Genomic DNA, 20,830 nt, shown 5'->3' with positions numbered 1-20,830 from the left:
AAACAGGCAGGATGACAGAACGTATTTTATCGATAGAATTAAGTTTGGAAGAAGGTAATCTGCTACTGATTGCGCTGGCCGAGTGTCCCTTTAAGATAGTTTTTGAATTAATCGGTAAATTGAATCAACAGGCACATTATCATTTTGCAGAGGGCGTCGATCAGTCCGGGAAAAAAATTTTTACATTTACTGAACTAGAGATACGATTGGCGATCAAGGCGCTAGGAAAGCTGCCGTATGAGCATGTTCATCATCTGCTTTTCAGCTTAAAAAAGCAGATGACACATCAACTGCAGCCAGAAAGCGATCTGCCGGTCAAACCTTCTAATACTTATGCCGGCAATTGAACAAATAAACCGTATTCGAAGCGATCCGGACGCGCTTGATTTTGAAACGCTAAGAAAAGATGCTATAGCGTTAATCCAAAATTTATGCGGGGAATGTTGGACTGATTATAATTTACACGATCCAGGCGTTACCATTCTGGAACAGCTCTGTTATGCTTTGACTGACCTCTCCTATCGTGCTGAATTTTCCATACAGGACTTCCTTGTCAATGGTGGCGGCGTAGTCGATTATGAAAAACAGACCCTTTACCCGCCGCATGAAATATTGCCCAGTTCAGCTGTCACGCATACTGATTATGAGCGGGTAGTATACGACAGCATTCCGGAAATAGACCAAATCCGTTTTAAACCTTATGTGGATGAACAGAGTGATGTAACCGGTTTATACACTGTTTATGTAAAAATTGACCGGAGCCTGTTTCAAATCCGGACCGATGCGATTTATTCTGAAAAGGTTAAAAATGAGACTGAGCGCATCAATCGACTACGGGATAGTTTAAGCTACTTGCATAGCGTCACAAGTCAGATTGTCGAGAGTCTGCAACTGCGGCAAAATGCACTAAAAAGATGGCGGGATCGAATTGACCGATCTAAGCATGAGACCCAGGCCAAGCAAATGCAACGCATTGAATCGTCCATTCATCAATCCGAAGAAATTTTATCACTGTTGACGCAACATGCCTTAAGCTTGTCTCATGCAGGGGGTGCACTCAATGCGATCGACGCCATGCAGCATGGTCAGTCTTGTCAGACAAAAACAATTGTTCAGTCCAGCGAGCAGTTGGCGGCACTCGAACAGTTATTAAACCACCTGCCTGTGGAGAAACTAGAACAAATTCATGCCATTTTGGATACGCCGCTTCAGAAACTGAGCGATATTATACCCGTTTTAAATAATATTCTGCCTCGACTGACTGCTCTGTTCAATGAAACAACAGTACCCTTGGCAAAAAAGATTGATTGCCTCAAAACTGACAAAACGCATTTGCCACTATCCGATGAAACCCGAGTCAAACAACGGATTCTGGCGGTCTTTTCCAGTAACCGCAGTCTTGGTGAAGATATCCATAGTATCAAGATGATTGAATCAAGTTCTTTTTTTTTAGTGGGTGATATTGAAGTACATCCACACCATAATCCAGCTAAAGTTTATGCTGAAATTATGTTCAGATGTTCACGTTTTATTTCATCAGATATGCAGATTGATCACTACGGGAGTGTATTAGCCGAAAATAAAAACTATGAACAGGTTTTTTCAGGTCCATTAACGCAGCATGGCTATATTCGGAATGCGTCAGCTGACACATCTCGGGGTGCCATAACGATTATGGATTTGATAGCGTATATTGGTAACATTAAAGGTGTTACGCAAACCCGGAATCTTGCATTAACCGACAAAGACGGACGACAATACGTAAGCCTGAACTATCTGCAGTCACAGCATTTTTTTCCTGATTTGCGTATTTCATATGTCGAGAACTCAGCCCACATATTACATTTAAGACTGCCACAAAGTGCGGACGAAGTTGAAACCGAAATTGTGTACGCCGAAGCTGTATCATCGGAAAAAAACGAATCCAGGAAAAATGCAGTTTTTTTTGAGGAATTTCACCGCGAACTGAAAAAACTGATTTTTGAGTACCATGCATTCAGGCGCAACACACAGTCACTTGCGCAATTTATACCACTGCCCAACGGTCAATTAAGGGACTTTCGTCGCTATTATTCAATTCAGAATCATTTTCCGGCTATTTATGGTGTCAACAAACAGGGTATGTCACGCGCAAACCCACCTGAGGCACTGGCCAAAGTCAAGCAGCTTAAAGCCTACCTGTATCCGTTTGAACAACTGATGGCTAATTATTTACAGGGACTGCAAGAAATTTCAGGCTTGTTTTCCGCATATCAGGAATCAAGAAAAACATATTTCTCCCAGTTTCTGGATAATACCAAAATCCCTGGAATTGAAGCACTTTATACGGAAATACCAGTCAGCAAGCCGTCTGCAATCGGCGATACCATTGATGATATTCCAGGCCGATATGATGAATACGGTGTGCGAAAAAACCGGATACTCGATATTTTACTGGCGCTTTATGGCGAAGTATTTGAACAGCATAAACTGCTTCGCTTCAATTATTACCGGCACAAGGATGCGGACGACTGGATGATTGAAAATAAAATCAATTACTTGAAGTCCATTCGTAAAATCAGCAAAGATAAAGGCAAGGGGTTTGATTATCTGCAGCCTGTTTTTGCATCGCAACACCTAGACCAGAAAGGCAACTTGGCTGGCCTGCATATAAAAGTCCGCGCGCTACTCGGATTAAAACATGTCCTTAAGCCAGTGTTAACAACGGATGTCCTGACGGAGAAACAAAGCCGTCTCATTTCTGATCGTGCACTGGCCAGCAAAATTAAATGGCTATCTGGTGATAGCCAGCATGAAGCAGTACCCGTTATTTCAGACTTTAAGCCAGGAAAGTGGACAGAAAATACATTGCCTACGCGATTGCCGGTTTTCAGTGATTCAATTTTTAAGGAAGGCATCAAGCTGGATAATTATCGGCTTGTCCGGTCGGCGCAAAAAGACACCATGATTTGCTTCATGCATGCGCAAGATAACAAATTATGGATACTAGCGAAAGAAGCCACTTTTGATAAGGCTGCCCTTTATGCGCATCAGTTTTGTAACACGCTCAGTCAATTAAATCAATTATGTGAGGATTTTCATATAATTGAGCATCTGTTGCTGCGGCCGCGCGGTTCGAAGGAAAATGACGTATTGGCATGTGATCATCTGTTTATAAATAATCGTATCAGTATCCTTTTCCCATCCTGGACAACGCGTTTTTCAGACAACGTATTTAGAAAATTTGCCGAAGAAACCATACAAAGGAGTCTTCCGGCGCATGTATTTGCACAATTTTACTGGCTCGATTTTTCTCCCATGCAGCGTTTCGAGCAGTACTATAAAGATTGGCTGTACTTGATGCAGCAGCTCAATCAAGCTCAAGACCATGAGACCGTATTATTTCCGCAACTTAATCAAGTATCCGCACAAATTATTTCATTTTTAAACCAATACCGACAGGAAGGCGGTCGTGATTATTGGCTCTGATCGCAGGTCTGCGCATGTTATCGATGAAGTGGTTTTTGATTACTTGATTCACGCCGAATCCGTTGCACATGAACATGAATCCTTCATGAACACATGGGTAGTTGATGCGTTGTTACCCGTTGTAGAAACCATTCTGGACGAATATGATGTTGCAGAGAATGTTTTACGTATCGAGCAGATAACCCTTGATCTGGGTGATATTCCCAGCGCCGATTATCCCGCGCAAATTATTCGACGGTTGCGCGAACAACTCGCCATAGAACTTGATGAAGCCATTCAGGCGTTGCCTTTATCATCACAACAAGCGTCACGGCAGGTGATCGGAGAACCCGTAAAATCATTAACCGGTGACTTCGCTATACAGCAAATCAGCTTGCTGCAATCAGATCTGGAGCAGCTGAAACATTTCCTGTTAACCGGCAGACTGCCCTGGTATGTTGATGCAATCGATTCAATCGTCCATGAAAAACTTTTGGAGCGGGTGTTGCAGGAAGAAAATAGCAGCGGTGCGCTGAAAGCGTTATTGGCACAAATTCCAACGACCAGTCGCGCATTATTCATTCGGCGTCTGGTTAATCAGTTCTCAACCGATCTCCGGCAAAAGCTGCTTGCACGCCTCGTGCCGGAACAAAGTGATTTGATAGTGGACCTGGCCGCAGTATTGCAACCGCTCTTGTCGACTCAGCAAATATCCGCATCACAACGAATGAGCGCCGCGGTAATGCTATGGGAGCAGATATTTCATTTTGTTTTTGACAATGTGCATACCCTGAATTCGCAGGATTTATCAACAGCAGTCGCGAAAATACTCAACAAAGTATCTGTATCATTGACAGGTGATGCAAACGTCCTGAGTAACAGACTGATTCATGCCGCCAGAAGTCAGCGAAATAATCCGCAGTTATTGAAAATTGTGTCTGCATCCATCCCGGTGCAAACAGAAACTTTAACCGTCATTGCAGAGAGTCATTTTCCCAATAAAGAAACGGATCTGGCCGGTAAGCAAGCGGTCACCACAAAGCAGACCTTGCCGCAGCCCTATGAAGCTATGTTGTATCAGCGCATTATCGTGGCGTTAGCGCAGGCAGGCATCAATGATTTAGATGAATATCCTGAAAATTTACAATCCCCCAAGGCGCAGGCAGTTCAGCAATGGTTGCTGAAAATGCTAAAGGATGCAACGATATGCATACAGTTGGCCGCCAAACTTCCAAAGCCTGTTCTGCTCGATATTATTTATCTGCTATCGCCTTATGCGGCGGCAATCGTCGAACAGATGTTGTTTCATGCTGAAACGCTTTGCCGGTCAATTGCAAATAGACGTCAGATAACGTTTGACCAATGGGAGCGGCAAATCTACGAGAAAGCGCTGTGTTATTTTGCGCCAATATCGCCAGACTGTTTTACAAACACTTTATTTGAAGCAACAGGGTTTATGGATGCGATAGTGAATGCATTTTCACATAGCGGGGAAAATGTAGCAACATTACAATTTTGGCATGAAGCGTTGTTGCAACAGCAGCCCTGGGAGCGGGGCGGAAGCGTTCTGATGAATATCATTTCCGAAAGTGTGCTGTCATACCACTCAGAGCATTCACACATTTTGTCTGGCAACGAAATCCGGAAGATCACGGAAGCGATGATGGATGATTTTGAGACGCAACAGCGGCGTCTGAAGGCGGCATTTCATGCCGGCCGGTTGATACCAGAGAGATTGCCTGAATCTGAGCTGAGAAATCTGATTCAAACCATACTTGAATTTGGCCCAGAATCGGTTGATACGGATCGCCAAGCGATTCTCGATACCATTGAAGCATATGCCCGCAAAGCCGCCAATTCCGCGTCTTATTATCAACAGATACTGAAAAATTTACTTTGCAACCAGGCTGTTGATATAGAAGCTATTACTTTACAAAATAAGCAGCGTGTGTCATCGCAAAAGGCAACATTCACGCCAGCGAAAATCGATTATGCCGATCAGATAGCTAGCGATTCAAAAGAAAAACCTGATCAGAAGCTGCACACACCTGAAGTCAATGCAGTCATCTTTCAGCGTTTACTGTCTGCCATTGATCAAGTCGCGATCAACCGGGCAGGTCTGGATCTGTCTCCAGAGAAGCTTCCCACTGATAATATACAAACAACCCAAAAGCAACTGTTGGAACTGTTTCAGGATGCGGCGATACGGACACAATTAATCGGCCAGCTTCCATTGACAGCGTTAATTGACTTTATTTACTTACGGTCGCCGCAGGCCGCTATGATTGTTGAGCAAATGCTGCTGCATGCTGATGCTTTTTATCAACATACTGTCAGTAATCGCTTTGCTGATATTACAGCATGGAAACGACAGCTGTTTGAAAGTGCGCTGCGCTGCCTTGTATCAGCATCGGCTGGTGGGGCTGCAGGTTCTTTAAGCGCTACAATTTTTGTTCGGGCATTGCTGGCCGGATTGTCGGATGACAAGAATGCTGCGTCAGTATTGCAATCCTGGCGGGAGATTCTGGCAGGTAACCGTCTGCCGGCGCAAGGATCTGTGCCGGGAACGGGTGCGCTGCAAAATATGATGCTTGGCATCATCGCGCCGGCATCACCCAATCAGCCAGTCCCCTTAAGCGCTGAGGAAATACAGAAAATTACAACCGCGTTGCCTGCTGATTCCATTATGCAGCGACAACGACTTAAAACGTTATTCTATAATGGCCAAATAATACTTGGAGAATTGCCTCAAACTGTGCAGAAAGCTTTGATTCAGGCTCTGCTGGAACCTGATTTAAGATCAGGTAAGTCCGACCAGCAGGCATTTGTCGAAGCAATTAACATGTTTGCGTCAAAAGTTATCAATACCGGATCGTATTATCAGAGGATATTGGAGAATCTGCTGCTTGAGCGGGAGATCGACCTTGAAGCTATTATCGCTCAAACATTGGCCGATGGCAGTGGTAGCTTAACTCAAAACGAACCCGATACAGAACGAACCGCTGCACAAATGGCGGAAGCTGATACAGTTATCATGCATCGCATTCAGTCTGCGTTGACAAAATCTGCGTTTATCGAAGTGGATCGCTATCTGGAGGATATGCATTATTCAACTGAGCGGATAACTCAAAAACGGTTGTTGGAAATGCTTCAGAATGTTGCGATACGAAAACAATTGATCGCCAAGCTGCCAGAGTCCGTTTGGGTTGATATCGTTTACATGCTGTCGTCACAAGCCGCCATCGTTTTAGAACAACTGTTGTTGCATGCTGAAACACTTTGCCGGATTACTGATAAAAATCGCCGCACTAAGTTATCCGAATGGAAAAAGCAACTGCTGGAAAATGCGCTGCATTATCTAGTGGCAACATCGGTTACCGAGACTGTCGGTTTATCTGTAAGTCCATTGAATATAGATCACTTTATCCAGGCTGCAATACCTGCACTGTCTGGAAATGAAGCTGTGGCGTCAATATTACAACTTTGTCAGGCAGAGTTTAAACAGCAATCAGCTTCCGGACGCAGAGCGGTGCCAGAGTATGGTATGAGGACCCTGCAAAACATACTTTTACAAACTGTTTTATCTGCACCTGTCAATCAACAAGCTATTTTGACTGACATGGAAATAGAACAGATAACAGCCGCATTGGCAGATGATTTTAAAATGCAGTGGCAATATCTGACAGCGGCGTTTTATTCCGGTAAATTGATTCCCGGGCGGTTGTCTAATATTACCCTGAAAAATTTGACACTGGCGATACTGGAACATGACCCGGCATCGACTGAAACGGATCGTCTGACATGGATCAATGCAGTCAAGACGCATTCTCGGAAAACTGTTGACAGTGCATTTTATTTTCAGCAGATACTTGAAAAACGAATACTTGATCAAGCGATAGACCTTAAAATCATAGCCGACGAATCGACAGGGCGAAATTGCTCTATTCAAAAAAAATCAACTGCAGAACGAATGATCCGACAGCCAGCGGAAGCTGTTGCGATTATTAACCAACGCCTCCAGTCTGCTCTGCGACAGGCTGCGATTATCGGGACGACAGATCTGTATTTTGAAGAAGTTAATGCTGTTGATGCGCAGACAGTCCGGAAACATCTACTTGAAATACTTCAGGATAGTACGATACGGAAACAATTGATCGCCAAGCTGCCAGAGTCCGCTTTGATCGATATTGCCTACTTATTGTCGCCTCAGGCCGCAATCATTTTAGAGCAACTACTGCTGCACGCTGAGTTGTTTTATCAACACGCTGTAAACTTACATTATGCAGGTGTGGCTGAATGGAAGTGCGCGCTTTGGCACAGCAGTATGAAGATGCTTCTTGCAACGGCGGACACAGATTCATTAACGCCTCGATTTGATGCAGTATTTTTTATACGGACGCTAATTACAGAAATGTCAGACAGTCGCGACGATTTTCCTATAATTCAGTCATGGCATAACGTGTTGGCACGGATACAAAAGACAGTTCTGCCAAAAGATCAATACCCAGAAAGCGGGGAGGGGATCGTTCTTCAACATCTGCTGCAGACATGCATGATGCGGCGTAATGCTAATGCATGTGAAGAATCTAAAAAATCGCTACATCCCCAATTCGATGTATTGATTGCGAATGAATTGACTGAGGTGGATTCGTCTGATACTTCCGATGAAGCGTTTTCTATCCATAATGCAGGTCAGATATTGGCGGCGCCTTACTTGCCACGTCTTTTCGGTCGGCTGGGATTGATTGAAGCGGGTGTTTTTATTGACCGGCAGGCGGCTGAACGTGCGGTACATCTATTGCAATTTATGGTGAATGAAAAGACGCATTCTCCCGAGTATTGGTTGCTGCTTAACAAGATTTTGTGCGGTCTGTCGGCCGGTATCCCGGTTTGTAATCAGATTGAGCTCAGTTATCGCGAGCGCGATACCATTGAAGATTTAATGCGAGGCATGATCCAGAATTGGAAAACAATCGGCAAGACTTCAATCAATGGTTTGAGGGAAACATTCCTGCAACGTCAGGGGCGATTGCAGTTAAAAGATGGCATATGGTTTTTGACGATTGAACCTGGACCGTTTGATATGTTACTCGATCAATTGCCTTGGAGCTTCTCGGTCATTAAGCATAGTTGGATGGAGCGAGCAATTCATGTTACCTGGCGCTAAAATACCATTGCCCTTATCCAAAGGAAAAAAAAACCCTAACGCGGCAGCACTTGAGAAGGAAATTGCCTGGTTCAAAACGGTGATGATGGCGCGTTTTGATCTTTATTTTGAGCGTGAAACGGATATTGAGGACATTCATACCATACAGCCGCCCGATTTGACCACGGATTTGTCAGCGTTTGCGCAGATCGTCAAAGCGTTTGATATGGGTTTTGATGAGCGATTGATTGTCATATTGGCGTTAATGCCTCATTTGCAGGCACAAGCACTGGATTCCTTTTTATTCATGAATAAGGATATTGCCCGCTGCTTTACAGAATTTGGTGGATGGCAGGGTAAGCATCACAGCGGTTTCTTACCCACTTGTGAGACGGCTATTTTTATTCTGGCAGGTAGTGATTTGACAAGACGCTTTCAGGTGTTGCAGTTGTTTCAGGCAGACCACTACCTGTCAAAGCAAGGCATCATTAAAATTACGCATACAGCCAGTGGCGAGCCATTCTTAACTGCGTCATTGACCATGACCGCTGAGTATCTGGGACGCATGATGACAGGGAAAAATCAAAAGCCCGACTATGACATTCATTTTCCGGCAAAATATATCACAACTGCGCTGACCTGGCAGGATTTGGTGCTCAGTGTTGAAGTTATGGATGAAATTGAAAATATCAAAACCTGGCTACAGTATTCGGCAAAAATATTGCAGCAGTGGGAACTGGGCCGGCATATAAAACCCGGTTATCGTGCCTTGTTTTACGGGCCACCGGGAACAGGTAAAACATTGACCGCAACATTAATCGGTGCCGAAGCAGGTATTGATGTTTACCGCATTGACTTGTCCATGGTTGTTTCCAAATATATCGGTGAAACTGAAAAGAATCTCGCCAATGTGTTTGATCAGGCTATCAACAAGAACTGGATTTTATTTTTTGATGAAGCGGATGCATTGTTTGGCAAGCGGACGCAAACGAGCAGTGCTAACGATCGTTATGCCAATCAGGAAATTTCCTATTTATTGCAACGCATTGAAGATTATCCGGGCGTTATTATCTTGGCTACCAATCTTAAAGCCAATATAGATGAAGCGTTTGCCCGCCGCTTTCAAACTTCTGTGCACTTTGCGTTACCCGATCCGGATCAGCGTATCCGTTTGTGGCGGGGCATGTTTTCCGATAACAAGCTGTTATCCGCAGATGTGGATTTGAACCTATTGGCAGAAAAGTATGCAATATCCGGTGGTGCTATTACCAATGCGGTACGTTACGCTGCGATTCGGGCGATTCGGGGGGAGCGGGAAAACATTACGCAAAGCGATCTTGTGAAAGGCATCACAAGAGAACTGTTAAAGGAAGGGCGGACGCAATGAGAATGCATTTAAAAAAAATCGCGCTCATCTGGTTATGGTTAATAGCAGGTACAGGCATGTCTCTGTTATATGCGTCTGATGTATCCTACCCTCTGCATTATGAACTGGATTATGATCAGCATTATAACCGCCTGCTTGATCGCGCACTCTTCACCCAGCTGGATCATTCTGCCGTTTATCGTGTACAACAGGATCTTGCGGCTGTTTATCATCAGGATCTGAATTGGAAAAGAGATATCCGGTTAAGTCAGCAGCCGCTTAGCGACGGCGTTATCGGGCCGGTAACATTGTTCTGGTTGCAGCGTTTTGCACATGATTTTAGAATCGAGCCGATTGGTAATTATGTCGATGATTTGATTAACAGGTTGGAGAAAATCGCCGAATTTTCAAACCTGTTTCCCGAAGAAACCGTGGTACTGTTGAGCGCCGATTTTGCCGAATGGAACGACACAGAACCCAGTATTCAAAGAGATCTAGATTACGATATCAGGCGTTTTGGTTCATTCCAGGCATTGCTGGATTTGGTCTATCGTTACCGATCACTCAATGAGCTATTTTACATACCGGGCATGGCTGATGAACCAGTCTCTTCCTTGTTTTATTACCAGTTGACGCAGGAAGACTTCAAATTGCTGCAAAGTAAAACGCAAATAATGGCAGCACTGCAAAAACTGGAGAATAAACAGTTTGAGAATTTTTCATTGCTTGAAGAAGCAGTTTCAGGAGTGTTGCAGACCTATCCAAATTTATTTCAACGACTATTGCCTGCGATTCAGAAATATTATAGCAATAAGCCGTTCACGATCACCAAGGCTTTCATAGCGTTTCTGAATCAAGCGATGATGGGCGATCCGCACATGGCTGCTTTAAACAACGTTATTGCCGGATTGCTGGAAAAAGAACTCGTCGACATAACCTATCCGGCTCAAACTCTTTTCGATCATGCTGCGCAGGCCAAGATAATTGCGGCTTTAGGCGTTTGTACGGCGTCATTGCATAATCAATATACGTTAAGTCTTATATTCAGTGATGAAGATTTTCTGGCATTAGAAAAAGATTTATTGAATAACCAGGCATATCACAACATGCCCGAAATTCGTAAGCACCTCAAATTAATTCGGGCGCTGCGTCAACGTTCGGGCGTTTGTAATGAAACAGAACAACATGACGTGAATGCATTTGTTAGCAATCTGTATGCAAACGTCGTTCAACCGACCATTGCGTTCCTGTACCAGAAGAGGCCCGTTTTTGATACATCCGCAACATTTGAATGGGATGGCAGCGGCTGTGGTTGTGTGCTGGATAAACTGTCAGGCACGGTATACGGTTTTTATCCATACTGGCTGGCTGATAATGAAAAACAGACGGTTGATTTCAGTGTATTGACCAGAGTTGCCTATTATGGGTTGTCTTTTGATACGAGCGGTTCTATCAATCATGCCAACGATGATAAAAGTAACTTTGATTTGAAAAGATTTTTGAAAAAAAATCCGTTTGTGCAGGCGGCAAGAAAACACGATAGCAAACTGGATTGGGTGATTCACAAAGACCGCTATTTCTGGGATAAAACCTGGGGGACGCTGGATTCGAGTCAGAAAGCAAATATTTTTGCAAAACTGAGCGATGATATCTTCCAATTATTAACGCGTCCGCTTGATGCGGATTACGCCAAATGGACGTTTGGTATTCTGCCGACACCGACACAAGGTGATGGGGTCACCTTTGATTTCAGAGGATATCCGAAGGATGCGGTTTCCATTGATCTTCTGAACCGTTTTTATGATGAGTTGACAAAAAGATTGAATACAGCAGGTAATGATTATTTTGTCAATATCATGGTGACGCAGTCGGAGCTGGATGAAGGTTTTTATCGATTTACAAATCTACTTGAACGAATGACAGGCATACAGCCGAATGACGCCCCGAGTTCATATCAACAACTGGATATACGAGACGACCTCAAGTCTAAAATTCTGGTGTTGTTAGAAGAACCCATCACCATGACGAAAAAAGATCTGAGGCTGCGAATTGAAAATGGCGGATTATACGGTATTTTACGCGGACTATTGTTACGCAACGTTATTCCGGTAATCGAATTCGATGGTCATAACTGGGAACAACTGGAAGATGACATCGTGTATTTTAAGGATAATTTTGGTGGCGCGGGATTTTGGTCAATGCCGCTGAATGAACCAGCCATGCCGGCGGAACTGTCTGGCCGTTGTAGTGAAATTCAAACAATAGGCGGTTGCCTGGTCAGACATTTTCAACAGGCGGAAAGAGATGGTCAGCCGGATTCCCTGCTTGACCAGTTCGTCTGTGAAAACAGGCACTTTTTCTGGATTGCGTTGATGATACTGGCAGTACTGTCATTTATTTTATTGGTGAGCTATCAATGTTCTTGCCGGTTTTATGGAAAAAATAAAAATCTTTATTTCATGATTATATTTGTAACCATTATTCCTGCATTGATAGTTGCATTATTGCTTTTATTGTATGACCCTATGCTTGAAACGCTTGCCGAAGGCAACATTCCATTGATTGTGGTGATTTCTGGCGGGATTCTGGCCAGTATTGTTTTTTACCGAAAACAGCAATCGCAACGCAAGAGGCCTACGCGTCCCAAACAAAAAGCTGTCATTGTATAATTACGTATGGGACGTAGTATGGAGTACAGTAGACACAGAGCTGGATTGGGCCGGGCCGATGGATACAGATGAAGGATGAGGCCTCAGTCAATAATGGTCAGGGATTGGAGGATAAGGGGTTGGATGGGTGTTGTTGCTGTTTAAAGCGTAGCTAAATCAATGGAATCTTGCTTCAAGAATTCCACGTTGATTCCATCATAAGCAATTAAGCGCATAGCATTTCGCAAAATTCAGTCATCGCATTCAGACGCTCAAGACAAAATTAATCTCATGAGGAGTGACAAGATGAAAGCACCTTTACTCGTAAACCTGGCGCCAGCTGTCAGTACCGATGTATGTCGCTGGTGTTTTGAATATTGGGGTATGGCATATCGTGAAAGTATGCATGTACCCATCTTCCACGTACTGGCCCTTGCCTGGCACAGAGCGTCCAATAGTGATCGTCCCGTGGTCGTAGACGGATCTGATCGATATAAAACCGAGGCCGAAATAACTGCCCATTTTGATCCGCTGGCACCAACCGAGCGTCGGCTGATACCCGATGGTGAACTTGGACAACGCGTATTGGCTGAAACAAATTATTACCATAAAACAATGCGGTCAGGCACGGTGCATTATATGTATTGGAATCTACTCAAACACAAACAATTAATATGGCCAAGTTTTACGACCGGGACCCCCGGGGTTGAGCCACCATTAGCCCAGGTGTTATACCCGCTGATCAAGTTTGCATTGATTACCAGCCTGGGTCTGAGCGAAGCCAATGCTGCCAAAGGTATCAAGACAGTAAGCGCGGGATTTGACCGTGTTGAAGCAGCACTCTCAGATGGCAGGCCCTACCTGCTGGGTGAACAATTCACCCTGGCTGATCTAACCTTTGCAGCATCAGCAGCACCGATTATTTTAGCAAGTGGATATGCCGGACACATGCCCGAATTGGAAGCGGTGCCGGTGGACATGCAAACTGTCATATTAGAACTGCGTCAGCGACCCGCCGGAATATTTGCACAGCGCATGTACGACCTTCATCGCAAGAAACCCAGTAATGCAGGGTCGTAAGCGGTTGCTGAAACACCTTTTCGAGGCAGGCGATTCAAGACAAAAAAAATATGAGGGTAGGGTAGACCCTGTGACCTTTTGACCCTTTCAATGCGGTTCTCGTTGATCTTTTGAACCAATTTCATAATGAGTTGACAAAAAGATTGAAAGCGTCGGGTAATGATTATTTTGTCAATATCATGGTGCCGCAATCAGGACTGGATGTGGGTTTATATCGGTTTCCAAATCTACTTGAACGTATGACAGGTATTAAACCGAATGATGCGCCCAGTTCATATCAATAAATGAACATAGGGGACGATCTTAAAGCTAAAATTTTGGCGGAGCAGGATTCTGGCTAATGTCTCGAATGAACCAGTGATACTGACGGGGTTGTTGGGCGGTGTAGAGAATTTAGAGCAATTAGCGGCTGTCTGATCAGACATTTTCAACCGGAAACAATAGGCAAAGCGTAGGAGGCCTGCCCGGCCCAAATAAAAAGCGGTTATCGTATATTGGATTTTCCCATAAGATTAACCTATGGATTTAATCGAAAAAGCTACTGTGATGCACTATCACCGATATCGGATCGGGCGGTATCGGCACGGTACAGTTGAGTCATTGGGCTGGCGCAATGCAGAAAGTCAACAGATACGCTATGCAGTTTTGGCCAGGGTAGGCAATTTAAACGGCGCTAGTATACTGGATGTCGGTTGTGGTTACGGTGATTTGAAAGCCTATCTTGACCTGCATTACACCGATTATGACTATATCGGCATTGATCAACAGCCGGAGTTTATTGCGGAAGCCAAGGCACGGTATAACGGGTTTTTATGCACAGCGTTTTATCAAACCGATTTCAGTACCGCGCGACTACCGCACGTTGATTATGTATTCGCCAGTGGTGTATTGAATTACCGCTGCAATAAAGAACAATTTTATGCAGACATGATATGCAAACTGTATCACAGCGCACGTGTTGCACTGGCGTTTAATATGCTGGACAAAAATCATTTTCCACGACATAAATTGCTGATAGGTCATGATTGTGATTCAATTTTAACATTTTGTCATACGCTATCGTCACAGGTTGAATGCATCAGTGATTATTTGGAAGATGATTTTACGGTATTCATGTACAGAAATGCGGTTGTTGGCCATCAACAGTAAAAACGAAAGGGCCACAGGAAATTATCTGTACCGGTTGTGTCAAAGCAGAAGAAAAAATGAAAAAATATTATAGATTTTACTAAAATGATTATATTATGACTATTAAAAATTCTATTGAAGCCAAACTTCAGTCACTGCAGCCACAGTTTCTGGATGTGGTAAATGAAAGTCATTTACATAATGTACCCAAAGGATCTGAATCTCATTTCAGAGTGACTGTCGTTTCCGACGAGTTTGATGGCAAAATGCTTATAGCACGTCACCGTATGGTCAATAAAATTCTGGCTGCTGAAATTGCTGGTTCTATTCATGCGCTTGTACTGCACACAATGACTCGTGAAGAGTGGTTTGAAAAGAGTGGAAAAAAAAACGAATCTCCGCCATGTCTTGGTGGTTCAAGAACCACGTAACTTTGAATCAGCGGTTCCCCTATTTGCACGCAAACGGCAAATACAATTTTGTTAGAAGATGAGCCGGGAATTGCTTTGGCAAAAAGATCCGGTTGATCTGGCACTCGGCAAATATCTTGGTCTGGACCAGACCGAAATAAACCAATTGGCACTCCTGGTGGTTACGTTTTTTCAGTTCATGCCCACCGATGTGAACCTGCACATACGCTGCATGAAGTAATGACGGTGGCGAACAGACTCTTTAATGTTCCCGATAAACCATTCAAATTGTTGCCGCTATCCGTGACAATGCCAACACTTTCAAAATTGTAAAGGGAAGGCGGCCTATCGATCAATGATGTATGTAAAGTACATAGGTGTTAAACAGATAAAGCATCAACAGACTCAGACTGACCCAGCCGATATTCATAAATACCTGCGATCTGGGGCGATAAATCAGGCCAATCATAACAATCCCTGTCATTACAGCAGCTGAAAAGGCTGAAACGGCATGTATCGGCGAGATATAGGAAAAAAGCGCTCCCTTCAAAAAAATGACATCATTGATGGCTAGAATAGCAATGTTAAACAGGTTGCTCCCTAATAAATTGGCAAGCGCCATGTCCAGCGCGTTAATGCGTACAGCGGCGATTGTTACAGCGAGTTCGGGCAGTGATGTGGCGATAGCGACAAACAGCGTGCCGACAAAGGTATTGTTCCACCCCATTACCTCGGCCAGCTGCGTGCTTGCAAAAGGCAGATAAATACCGGCCATGACCACGACCAGTGATGCCAGCAGGTAACCTGTGTATGCCCGGGTTAATGTAATGTCCGGGTAACGGCTGGCGATTCGCTTGACAGACTGTTCGACTCGGGAGTGCTCATGGACGAATAATGCACGCATGGCCACCAGATAGCACAGGATAATAATCGGCGTATAAGCACCGATAAAAGTAAAATTCATGAAGGAAGACAGACTGGACAATAGTATGCTGAGTCCGGCAAAAGCGATCAATACGACACCAAATGCGGCAGAGAGTACATGATTTAAACTGGCGCGGTGATAAATGGATTGGCCACGCAGCAGGTAATCCAGTATCACCAGAATGACTAGATTGAAAACACAGCTGCCCATAATGCTGCCAGCAGCGATATCGGGCACATCGGCCAGGGTTAATGCACTGATACCGGTGATTAATTCAGGCAGGGACGTTACCGTAGATAAAAGAATAAGACCGATCCAGCTGCCTGAGAGCCCTGTTTTATCAGCGATGATGTCTGCATAACGGGTAAGTTTTGTACCTGCGATGCCTATTAAAACAGCGCAGGCTAGGAACTTGAGCCAGATGAGCAGTATGGTCAATAACATGGGGTGTGAATTAAGTTTAGTCAAAGGTTTTAATTGAATATCTAAACAGCTTGTCAAAATTATAGATGACCGTGATTACAAGCTTGATATGGACTGACAGCATTGCTTGCTAATTGATTGATTATCAGCGCCGCCCATCGTACCAGACAGGCAATTTCTTTTTGTTTTGTAATGCTTTGCGTGGGCTTAAAAGAACTTGAAAAAATTGACTGGCCATTTCACGTCCTGAATACAATTCAAGCTTGCGTGCAGACGTGATCAATGGGTGCCGTGTCAGGATGGTGAATTTAAGGCCACGTTTGCGGCCCCATTTTTTTAATAAATGGCTTAGATCAATTTCGTCGGCAGCGTATAAATTCTGATTGAATCCACCGACCGCTCGAAATGCATCCGCACGGCAAACCACCAGTGCACCTGATGCCCAGCGGAATGTTTCGGAAACGACGGTCCAGATTTTTAAAATTGCCGTGCCCCACCATGGTGAATTTGGCATTTGCATTACGCTGCCGCAACCGACATATTTACCGGAATCGATCAGTTGCAGAATATCAGCGATCATGCCGGGATTCAGCAGACTATCCGCATCGACAAACAGGAACCAGTCACCCGTCGCGGCGGCAGCACCAGTGTTACGCGCGCGACCGATTTGATTAATTGGTTCGAATACCACATGTGCGCCGGATTGCCGCGCCAGTTTGGCGGTTTCATCGGTTGAATTGTTGTCCACGACGATGACTTCGGATGTAAAATCTGCTCGTTGATTGGCGTTCAGTGAGGCAGAAATAGAGTCGAGACATTGTCTAATTAAATGGGCTTCATTGAAAGCAGGAATGATGATAGAAAGAAGCATGAATAAAAATTTTTTTAATTGAGAAACTTTATTATCCCGAAAAATAATCCGGCTATGCAGAATTGAATGTGCGGACTGATAAATTGTACCGTAACAGTCAGACAAAAATAAAAACAAAGCATTCAAAAAAACGGAATTGCTTCAATGAAACGGCATTGCCTCGTGATCACCATTTTATGGTTACCGTTAAACACGTTCTATTGGCGAGAGCAACCGCAGTTTATCGGGCATCTGGCTCAGAACACCGAACAGGCTAAATGTCTGTTGGTTCATGCAATGCCGCTTGCCGCCCTCTCGATACATCGATACGTACTAAAATCAGTAAGCCGATAATAAAATAACTGCCGGTTATCAGCATTGCAAGACGATGGTCGCCGCGTGAAACCCAACTGACCCATCCGTAAGTGAGTGGACCCAGAATGGAAGAGAGCTTGACAGCCAATCCCCACAGCCCGAAAAATTCAGCGCGACGGGAAGCCGGACTGAATAAGCCGACGAGCGCGCGTCCGGCAGACTGGGAAGCGCCGAGACATAAACCCGCTATGTTGGCGGCCAGCCAGAACATTGCACGATCATCTGCATACCATGCCAACAAAATCATTATCATCCAGCCAACGAGGGTAAGTGCAATAGTCGTCAGATGTCCCAGCTTATCCTGAATATGACCGAATGTGAAAGCGCCCAGTGCCGCAGTGATATTGACCAGCAAAACCAGCAACATGGTTTCTTGCGTATCAAACCCCATTGCCTGCTGCGCATAAATCGCCGCCAGAGCAATCACCGTCTGGATACCGGCTTGATAAAAAACCAGGCAAAGCAGAAAGCGCATTAAATCCTGATAATGGCGCACATGTTTGAGCGTATCACGTAATCGTGAAAAACTTTCACGTATAATCCGGCGGCCGGAAAGATGCGGCTGTGGTTGTGCCCGTTCTTTGAGATAGAGAAAAGTCGGGGTGCTGGCGATGGCAAAAATGGCCGCGGTGATTAACATGGTGACCGGAATGTATTGACTGGCTTCATAGCCTTGGTCCTGTGCCCAGGTCACATAAGCGAGAGAACAACCCAGACTGACTAAACCACCCAGGTAACCCAGCCCCCATCCCCAGCCGGATACCTTACCAAGTGATTGGCTTTTTGCCAGTTCCGGCAGAAATGCCGCAATCAGGTTTTCACCGGTTCCAAAGAAAAAATTCGTCAGAATGATCAGTGTTACCGCCAGCCATAAATCTCCGGGACCGATAAAGAAAAGCAGTGCCGTGAACACAATACAACCGATAGTGGTCATGAATAGCAGCGGCTTCTTCATCGCGTAAGCATCCGCGTATGCACCCAAAGCCGGTGCGGTCAAAATGATGAGCATATAGGACGCGGCTAATGAGGCTGTCCATGCAAACGTCCCCCAGTCTTCATTACCTGCTACGACGGCAACAAAATAGGCGTTAAAGATGGCGGTGATGACCACCGTAGTGTAGCCCGAGTTGGCGAAATCAAACATTGCCCATGACAAGACCTCGCGCCGACTTACACCTTCGGTGAAATTTTGGGATTGCGGTTTGTTTTCCAAATAATAAATCCTTATTTATAAACAGGTTCAAATAACAGACTGTTTGGGAGAGTGATTTAACTTCTGTTGTGGAAAGAATGGCTTCCGAATATTTTTTCCACCATCGGTGACCAGTGTAACTTCATTTTTATCACTAAAAAGCAGTCTTGTGTTTATAGCGGATGACTTTTTGATGTGTTCTGGATTCGCTTTATGCGAGCAAGCAGAAACCTGTAATGCGATTAAGGGAAAAACAAAATTGAAAAGGTTTCTACATAATTTACTCATGAAAAGCGAGCGATTCATGGTGCTTCTGTATAGGTATTTTTGTGGAATCAAGAATTTGTGAAACTGGATGCGTAAATGTGTTGGTCCGTGAGCGTGCAAGACAACCGGGCAATGGGCTATATCACGCAATACATTCTATAGGATAAGTGCAATGTTTTCATGCGTGAAAACTGCGGGATCATTTTTTGTCTCTGTCGGAACGCGATCGTCTGTGTCCTGTGGATGTCGGAAACTATTACACATGAGAAAAACAAGTTTTTAGACAATAAATAATAACAAACTGATTTATATAAATAATTGAAATCTTTCAATGGTGGTATTTTTATTGCCCAGTCTTACACTGAAATCTGAAAAAAAGTGAACTAAATGGAGTGATGTGTCGTTACTACCTTACAACTATTTCATTACTGCAGCCACATGAGTTTGAATTTCAAAAGGGCACACTCTGCTTGCGCTGGGTTTTAGAGCCAATCCGATTAATCAGGGAGAATTTATATGCAAAAAATAAGAATTTCAAGCACACTGCTGGTTTTTGCCGTGTCGATGATTATAGCTGTGCCGGTACAGGCGGTATTAGTCAACTTTCAGAATTTTAATGATCTTTCCGGCTTTACACTGAACGGTGTCACAGGCGGCATAAATACCGGCGCGCAAGGTGTAATGGGTCCCAACCCGGGAGATGGTCGTGTTCTTCGTTTGACAAATAATGTAGGTCAATCGGGCAGCGCTTTTTTGACAAATCCATTTTCACTGGCTTCAGATGCATCATTCAGTAGTTTCTTCGAGTTTCAGTTTAAGGATCAACAAAATGGCGGTGCAGATGGGATTGTTTTTGCGATTCAAACAGTCGCCAATACCGCCGGTGGTGCAGGTGGCGGTATAGGTTATCAAGGGCTTACACCCAGCATTGGCATTGAATTCGATAACTGGAACAATGGCGGTGGTGATGGCAATAATGGGAATCATGCAGGCATTAATATTAATGGCAATATGAATTCCGTTGTGCGTGCAGACATCCTGCCTGCGCTGCTGGATAGCGGGACGATTTTTCACGCCTGGGTTGACTATAATGGACTAACCGACTTACTTGAAGTGCGTCTTGCGCTCGATGATATCCGGCCTGCGACTGCTTTGATGAGTCATGCCGTTGATTTGGTTGGTTTGTTAGGTACAACCAATGCTTTTATCGGTTTTACTTCGGGTACGGGTTATGCTGGCGCGGATCATGATATCCGGCGTTGGGTTTTTGATGGACAGTTTAATCCAATTACAGATCCTGGCAATCCAGGTGGCACGATATCAGAACCTGGCATTTTTGCGCTTTTTTCAATTGCCCTGCTAGGGTTCGGGTTGAGTCGTCGCAAGGCCTGGATAACACTTTAACAATCGACTATCAAGTTTCTGCATCTTTACGGCGGCCATTGGTCGCCGTTTTTATTTTTTCATAAGATCGATAAAAAAGATAAGGCATATTGTTGGCGCGTAGTTTGAAAAAACGAGCGGTTCTAAAGGATGCGATGCATAAAAAAATGATGGTGCTCCATTGCTTCTA

14 protein-coding genes are annotated in these 20,830 nt (G+C 44.4%); 11 read left to right on the top strand and 3 right to left on the bottom strand.

The features are described 5' to 3' along the window. The first annotated feature begins 11 nt into the window (after window positions 1–11). The 10 genes from C8R11_RS08645 (at window position 12) to C8R11_RS16155 (ending at window position 15,466) form a co-directional block, all read left to right on the top strand. A complete protein-coding gene (locus C8R11_RS08645; RefSeq protein WP_090696904.1) occupies window positions 12–347 on the top strand; it encodes a hypothetical protein in 336 nt (111 codons plus the stop codon). Further along, window positions 334–3,468 (top strand): hypothetical protein, encoded by a 3,135-nt coding sequence (locus C8R11_RS08640; protein WP_107795353.1) that lies wholly within the window; start codon window positions 334–336, stop codon window positions 3,466–3,468. Before C8R11_RS08645 ends, C8R11_RS08640 begins: the two co-directional genes overlap by 14 nt. Further along, window positions 3,452–8,614, top strand: coding sequence for a contractile injection system tape measure protein (locus tag C8R11_RS08635; protein ID WP_107795352.1), 5,163 nt, complete (start codon window positions 3,452–3,454; stop codon window positions 8,612–8,614). Before C8R11_RS08640 ends, C8R11_RS08635 begins: the two co-directional genes overlap by 17 nt. Then, the gene (locus C8R11_RS08630; protein ID WP_107795351.1) at window positions 8,598–9,980 is read left to right on the top strand and encodes an ATP-binding protein; all 1,383 of its coding nucleotides are present in this window, start codon (window positions 8,598–8,600) and stop codon (window positions 9,978–9,980) included. Before C8R11_RS08635 ends, C8R11_RS08630 begins: the two co-directional genes overlap by 17 nt. A gap of 2 nt (window positions 9,981–9,982) precedes the next feature. Further along, window positions 9,983–12,628: a hypothetical protein gene (locus C8R11_RS08625; RefSeq protein WP_146159100.1), complete on the top strand. Its 2,646-nt coding sequence runs from the start codon at window positions 9,983–9,985 to the stop codon at window positions 12,626–12,628. A gap of 285 nt (window positions 12,629–12,913) precedes the next feature. After that, window positions 12,914–13,687, top strand: coding sequence for a glutathione S-transferase C-terminal domain-containing protein (locus tag C8R11_RS08620; protein WP_181258210.1), 774 nt, complete (start codon window positions 12,914–12,916; stop codon window positions 13,685–13,687). Between the two features lie 131 nt (window positions 13,688–13,818). Beyond that, on the top strand, window positions 13,819–13,971 hold the full coding sequence (locus C8R11_RS16160; protein WP_181258209.1) for a hypothetical protein: 153 nt from the start codon (window positions 13,819–13,821) through the stop codon (window positions 13,969–13,971). Window positions 13,972–14,206: 235 nt separating this feature from the next. After that, window positions 14,207–14,836: a class I SAM-dependent methyltransferase gene (locus C8R11_RS08615; protein ID WP_107795348.1), complete on the top strand. Its 630-nt coding sequence runs from the start codon at window positions 14,207–14,209 to the stop codon at window positions 14,834–14,836. Window positions 14,837–14,931: 95 nt separating this feature from the next. After that, window positions 14,932–15,246 carry a BolA family protein gene (locus C8R11_RS08610; protein ID WP_107795347.1) on the top strand — a complete coding sequence of 105 codons (315 nt, stop codon included), beginning with the start codon at window positions 14,932–14,934 and terminating at the stop codon, window positions 15,244–15,246. A gap of 70 nt (window positions 15,247–15,316) precedes the next feature. Continuing rightward, window positions 15,317–15,466, top strand: coding sequence for a hypothetical protein (locus C8R11_RS16155; RefSeq protein WP_181258208.1), 150 nt, complete (start codon window positions 15,317–15,319; stop codon window positions 15,464–15,466). A gap of 111 nt (window positions 15,467–15,577) precedes the next feature. On the opposite strand, the gene C8R11_RS08605 is transcribed toward C8R11_RS16155, so the two are convergent. The 3 genes from C8R11_RS08605 to C8R11_RS08595 all read right to left on the bottom strand — a co-directional run bounded on the left by C8R11_RS08605 (window position 15,578) and on the right by C8R11_RS08595 (window position 18,942). After that, window positions 15,578–16,594 carry a sodium:calcium antiporter gene (locus C8R11_RS08605; RefSeq protein WP_107795346.1) on the bottom strand — a complete coding sequence of 339 codons (1,017 nt, stop codon included), beginning with the start codon at window positions 16,592–16,594 and terminating at the stop codon, window positions 15,578–15,580. Between the two features lie 124 nt (window positions 16,595–16,718). Continuing rightward, window positions 16,719–17,444, bottom strand: coding sequence for a glycosyltransferase (locus C8R11_RS08600; protein WP_107795405.1), 726 nt, complete (start codon window positions 17,442–17,444; stop codon window positions 16,719–16,721). 253 nt (window positions 17,445–17,697) lie between these two features. After that, a complete protein-coding gene (locus tag C8R11_RS08595) occupies window positions 17,698–18,942 on the bottom strand; it encodes an MFS transporter (RefSeq protein ID WP_107795404.1) in 1,245 nt (414 codons plus the stop codon). A gap of 831 nt (window positions 18,943–19,773) precedes the next feature. Here C8R11_RS08595 and C8R11_RS08590 point away from each other — a divergent pair. Next, the gene (locus C8R11_RS08590) at window positions 19,774–20,661 is read left to right on the top strand and encodes an L-type lectin family protein (protein ID WP_107795345.1); all 888 of its coding nucleotides are present in this window, start codon (window positions 19,774–19,776) and stop codon (window positions 20,659–20,661) included. Window positions 20,662–20,830 lie beyond the last annotated feature (169 nt).

Source organism: Nitrosomonas aestuarii (assembly GCF_003046585.1).
In the GTDB taxonomy this organism is placed as follows: Bacteria; Pseudomonadota; Gammaproteobacteria; order Burkholderiales; family Nitrosomonadaceae; genus Nitrosomonas; species Nitrosomonas aestuarii.
This window is presented reverse-complemented; position numbering and strand designations above follow the sequence as displayed.

Bases quoted from the DNA above. Each gene is read 5' to 3' on its own strand.
- C8R11_RS08605 (WP_107795346.1), bottom strand. From the start codon at position 16,594: ATGTTATTGACCATACTGCTCATCTGGCTCAAGTTCCTAGCCTGCGCT.
- C8R11_RS08640 (WP_107795353.1), top strand. From the start codon at position 334: ATGCCGGCAATTGAACAAATAAACCGTATTCGAAGCGATCCGGACGCG.
- C8R11_RS08600 (WP_107795405.1), bottom strand. From the start codon at position 17,444: ATGCTTCTTTCTATCATCATTCCTGCTTTCAATGAAGCCCATTTAATT.
- C8R11_RS08590 (WP_107795345.1), top strand. From the start codon at position 19,774: ATGCAAAAAATAAGAATTTCAAGCACACTGCTGGTTTTTGCCGTGTCG.
- C8R11_RS08645 (WP_090696904.1), top strand. From the start codon at position 12: ATGACAGAACGTATTTTATCGATAGAATTAAGTTTGGAAGAAGGTAAT.
- C8R11_RS08620 (WP_181258210.1), top strand. From the start codon at position 12,914: ATGAAAGCACCTTTACTCGTAAACCTGGCGCCAGCTGTCAGTACCGAT.
- C8R11_RS08610 (WP_107795347.1), top strand. From the start codon at position 14,932: ATGACTATTAAAAATTCTATTGAAGCCAAACTTCAGTCACTGCAGCCA.
- C8R11_RS08615 (WP_107795348.1), top strand. From the start codon at position 14,207: ATGGATTTAATCGAAAAAGCTACTGTGATGCACTATCACCGATATCGG.
- C8R11_RS08595 (WP_107795404.1), bottom strand. From the start codon at position 18,942: ATGTTTGATTTCGCCAACTCGGGCTACACTACGGTGGTCATCACCGCC.
- C8R11_RS08625 (WP_146159100.1), top strand. From the start codon at position 9,983: ATGCATTTAAAAAAAATCGCGCTCATCTGGTTATGGTTAATAGCAGGT.
- C8R11_RS08630 (WP_107795351.1), top strand. From the start codon at position 8,598: ATGTTACCTGGCGCTAAAATACCATTGCCCTTATCCAAAGGAAAAAAA.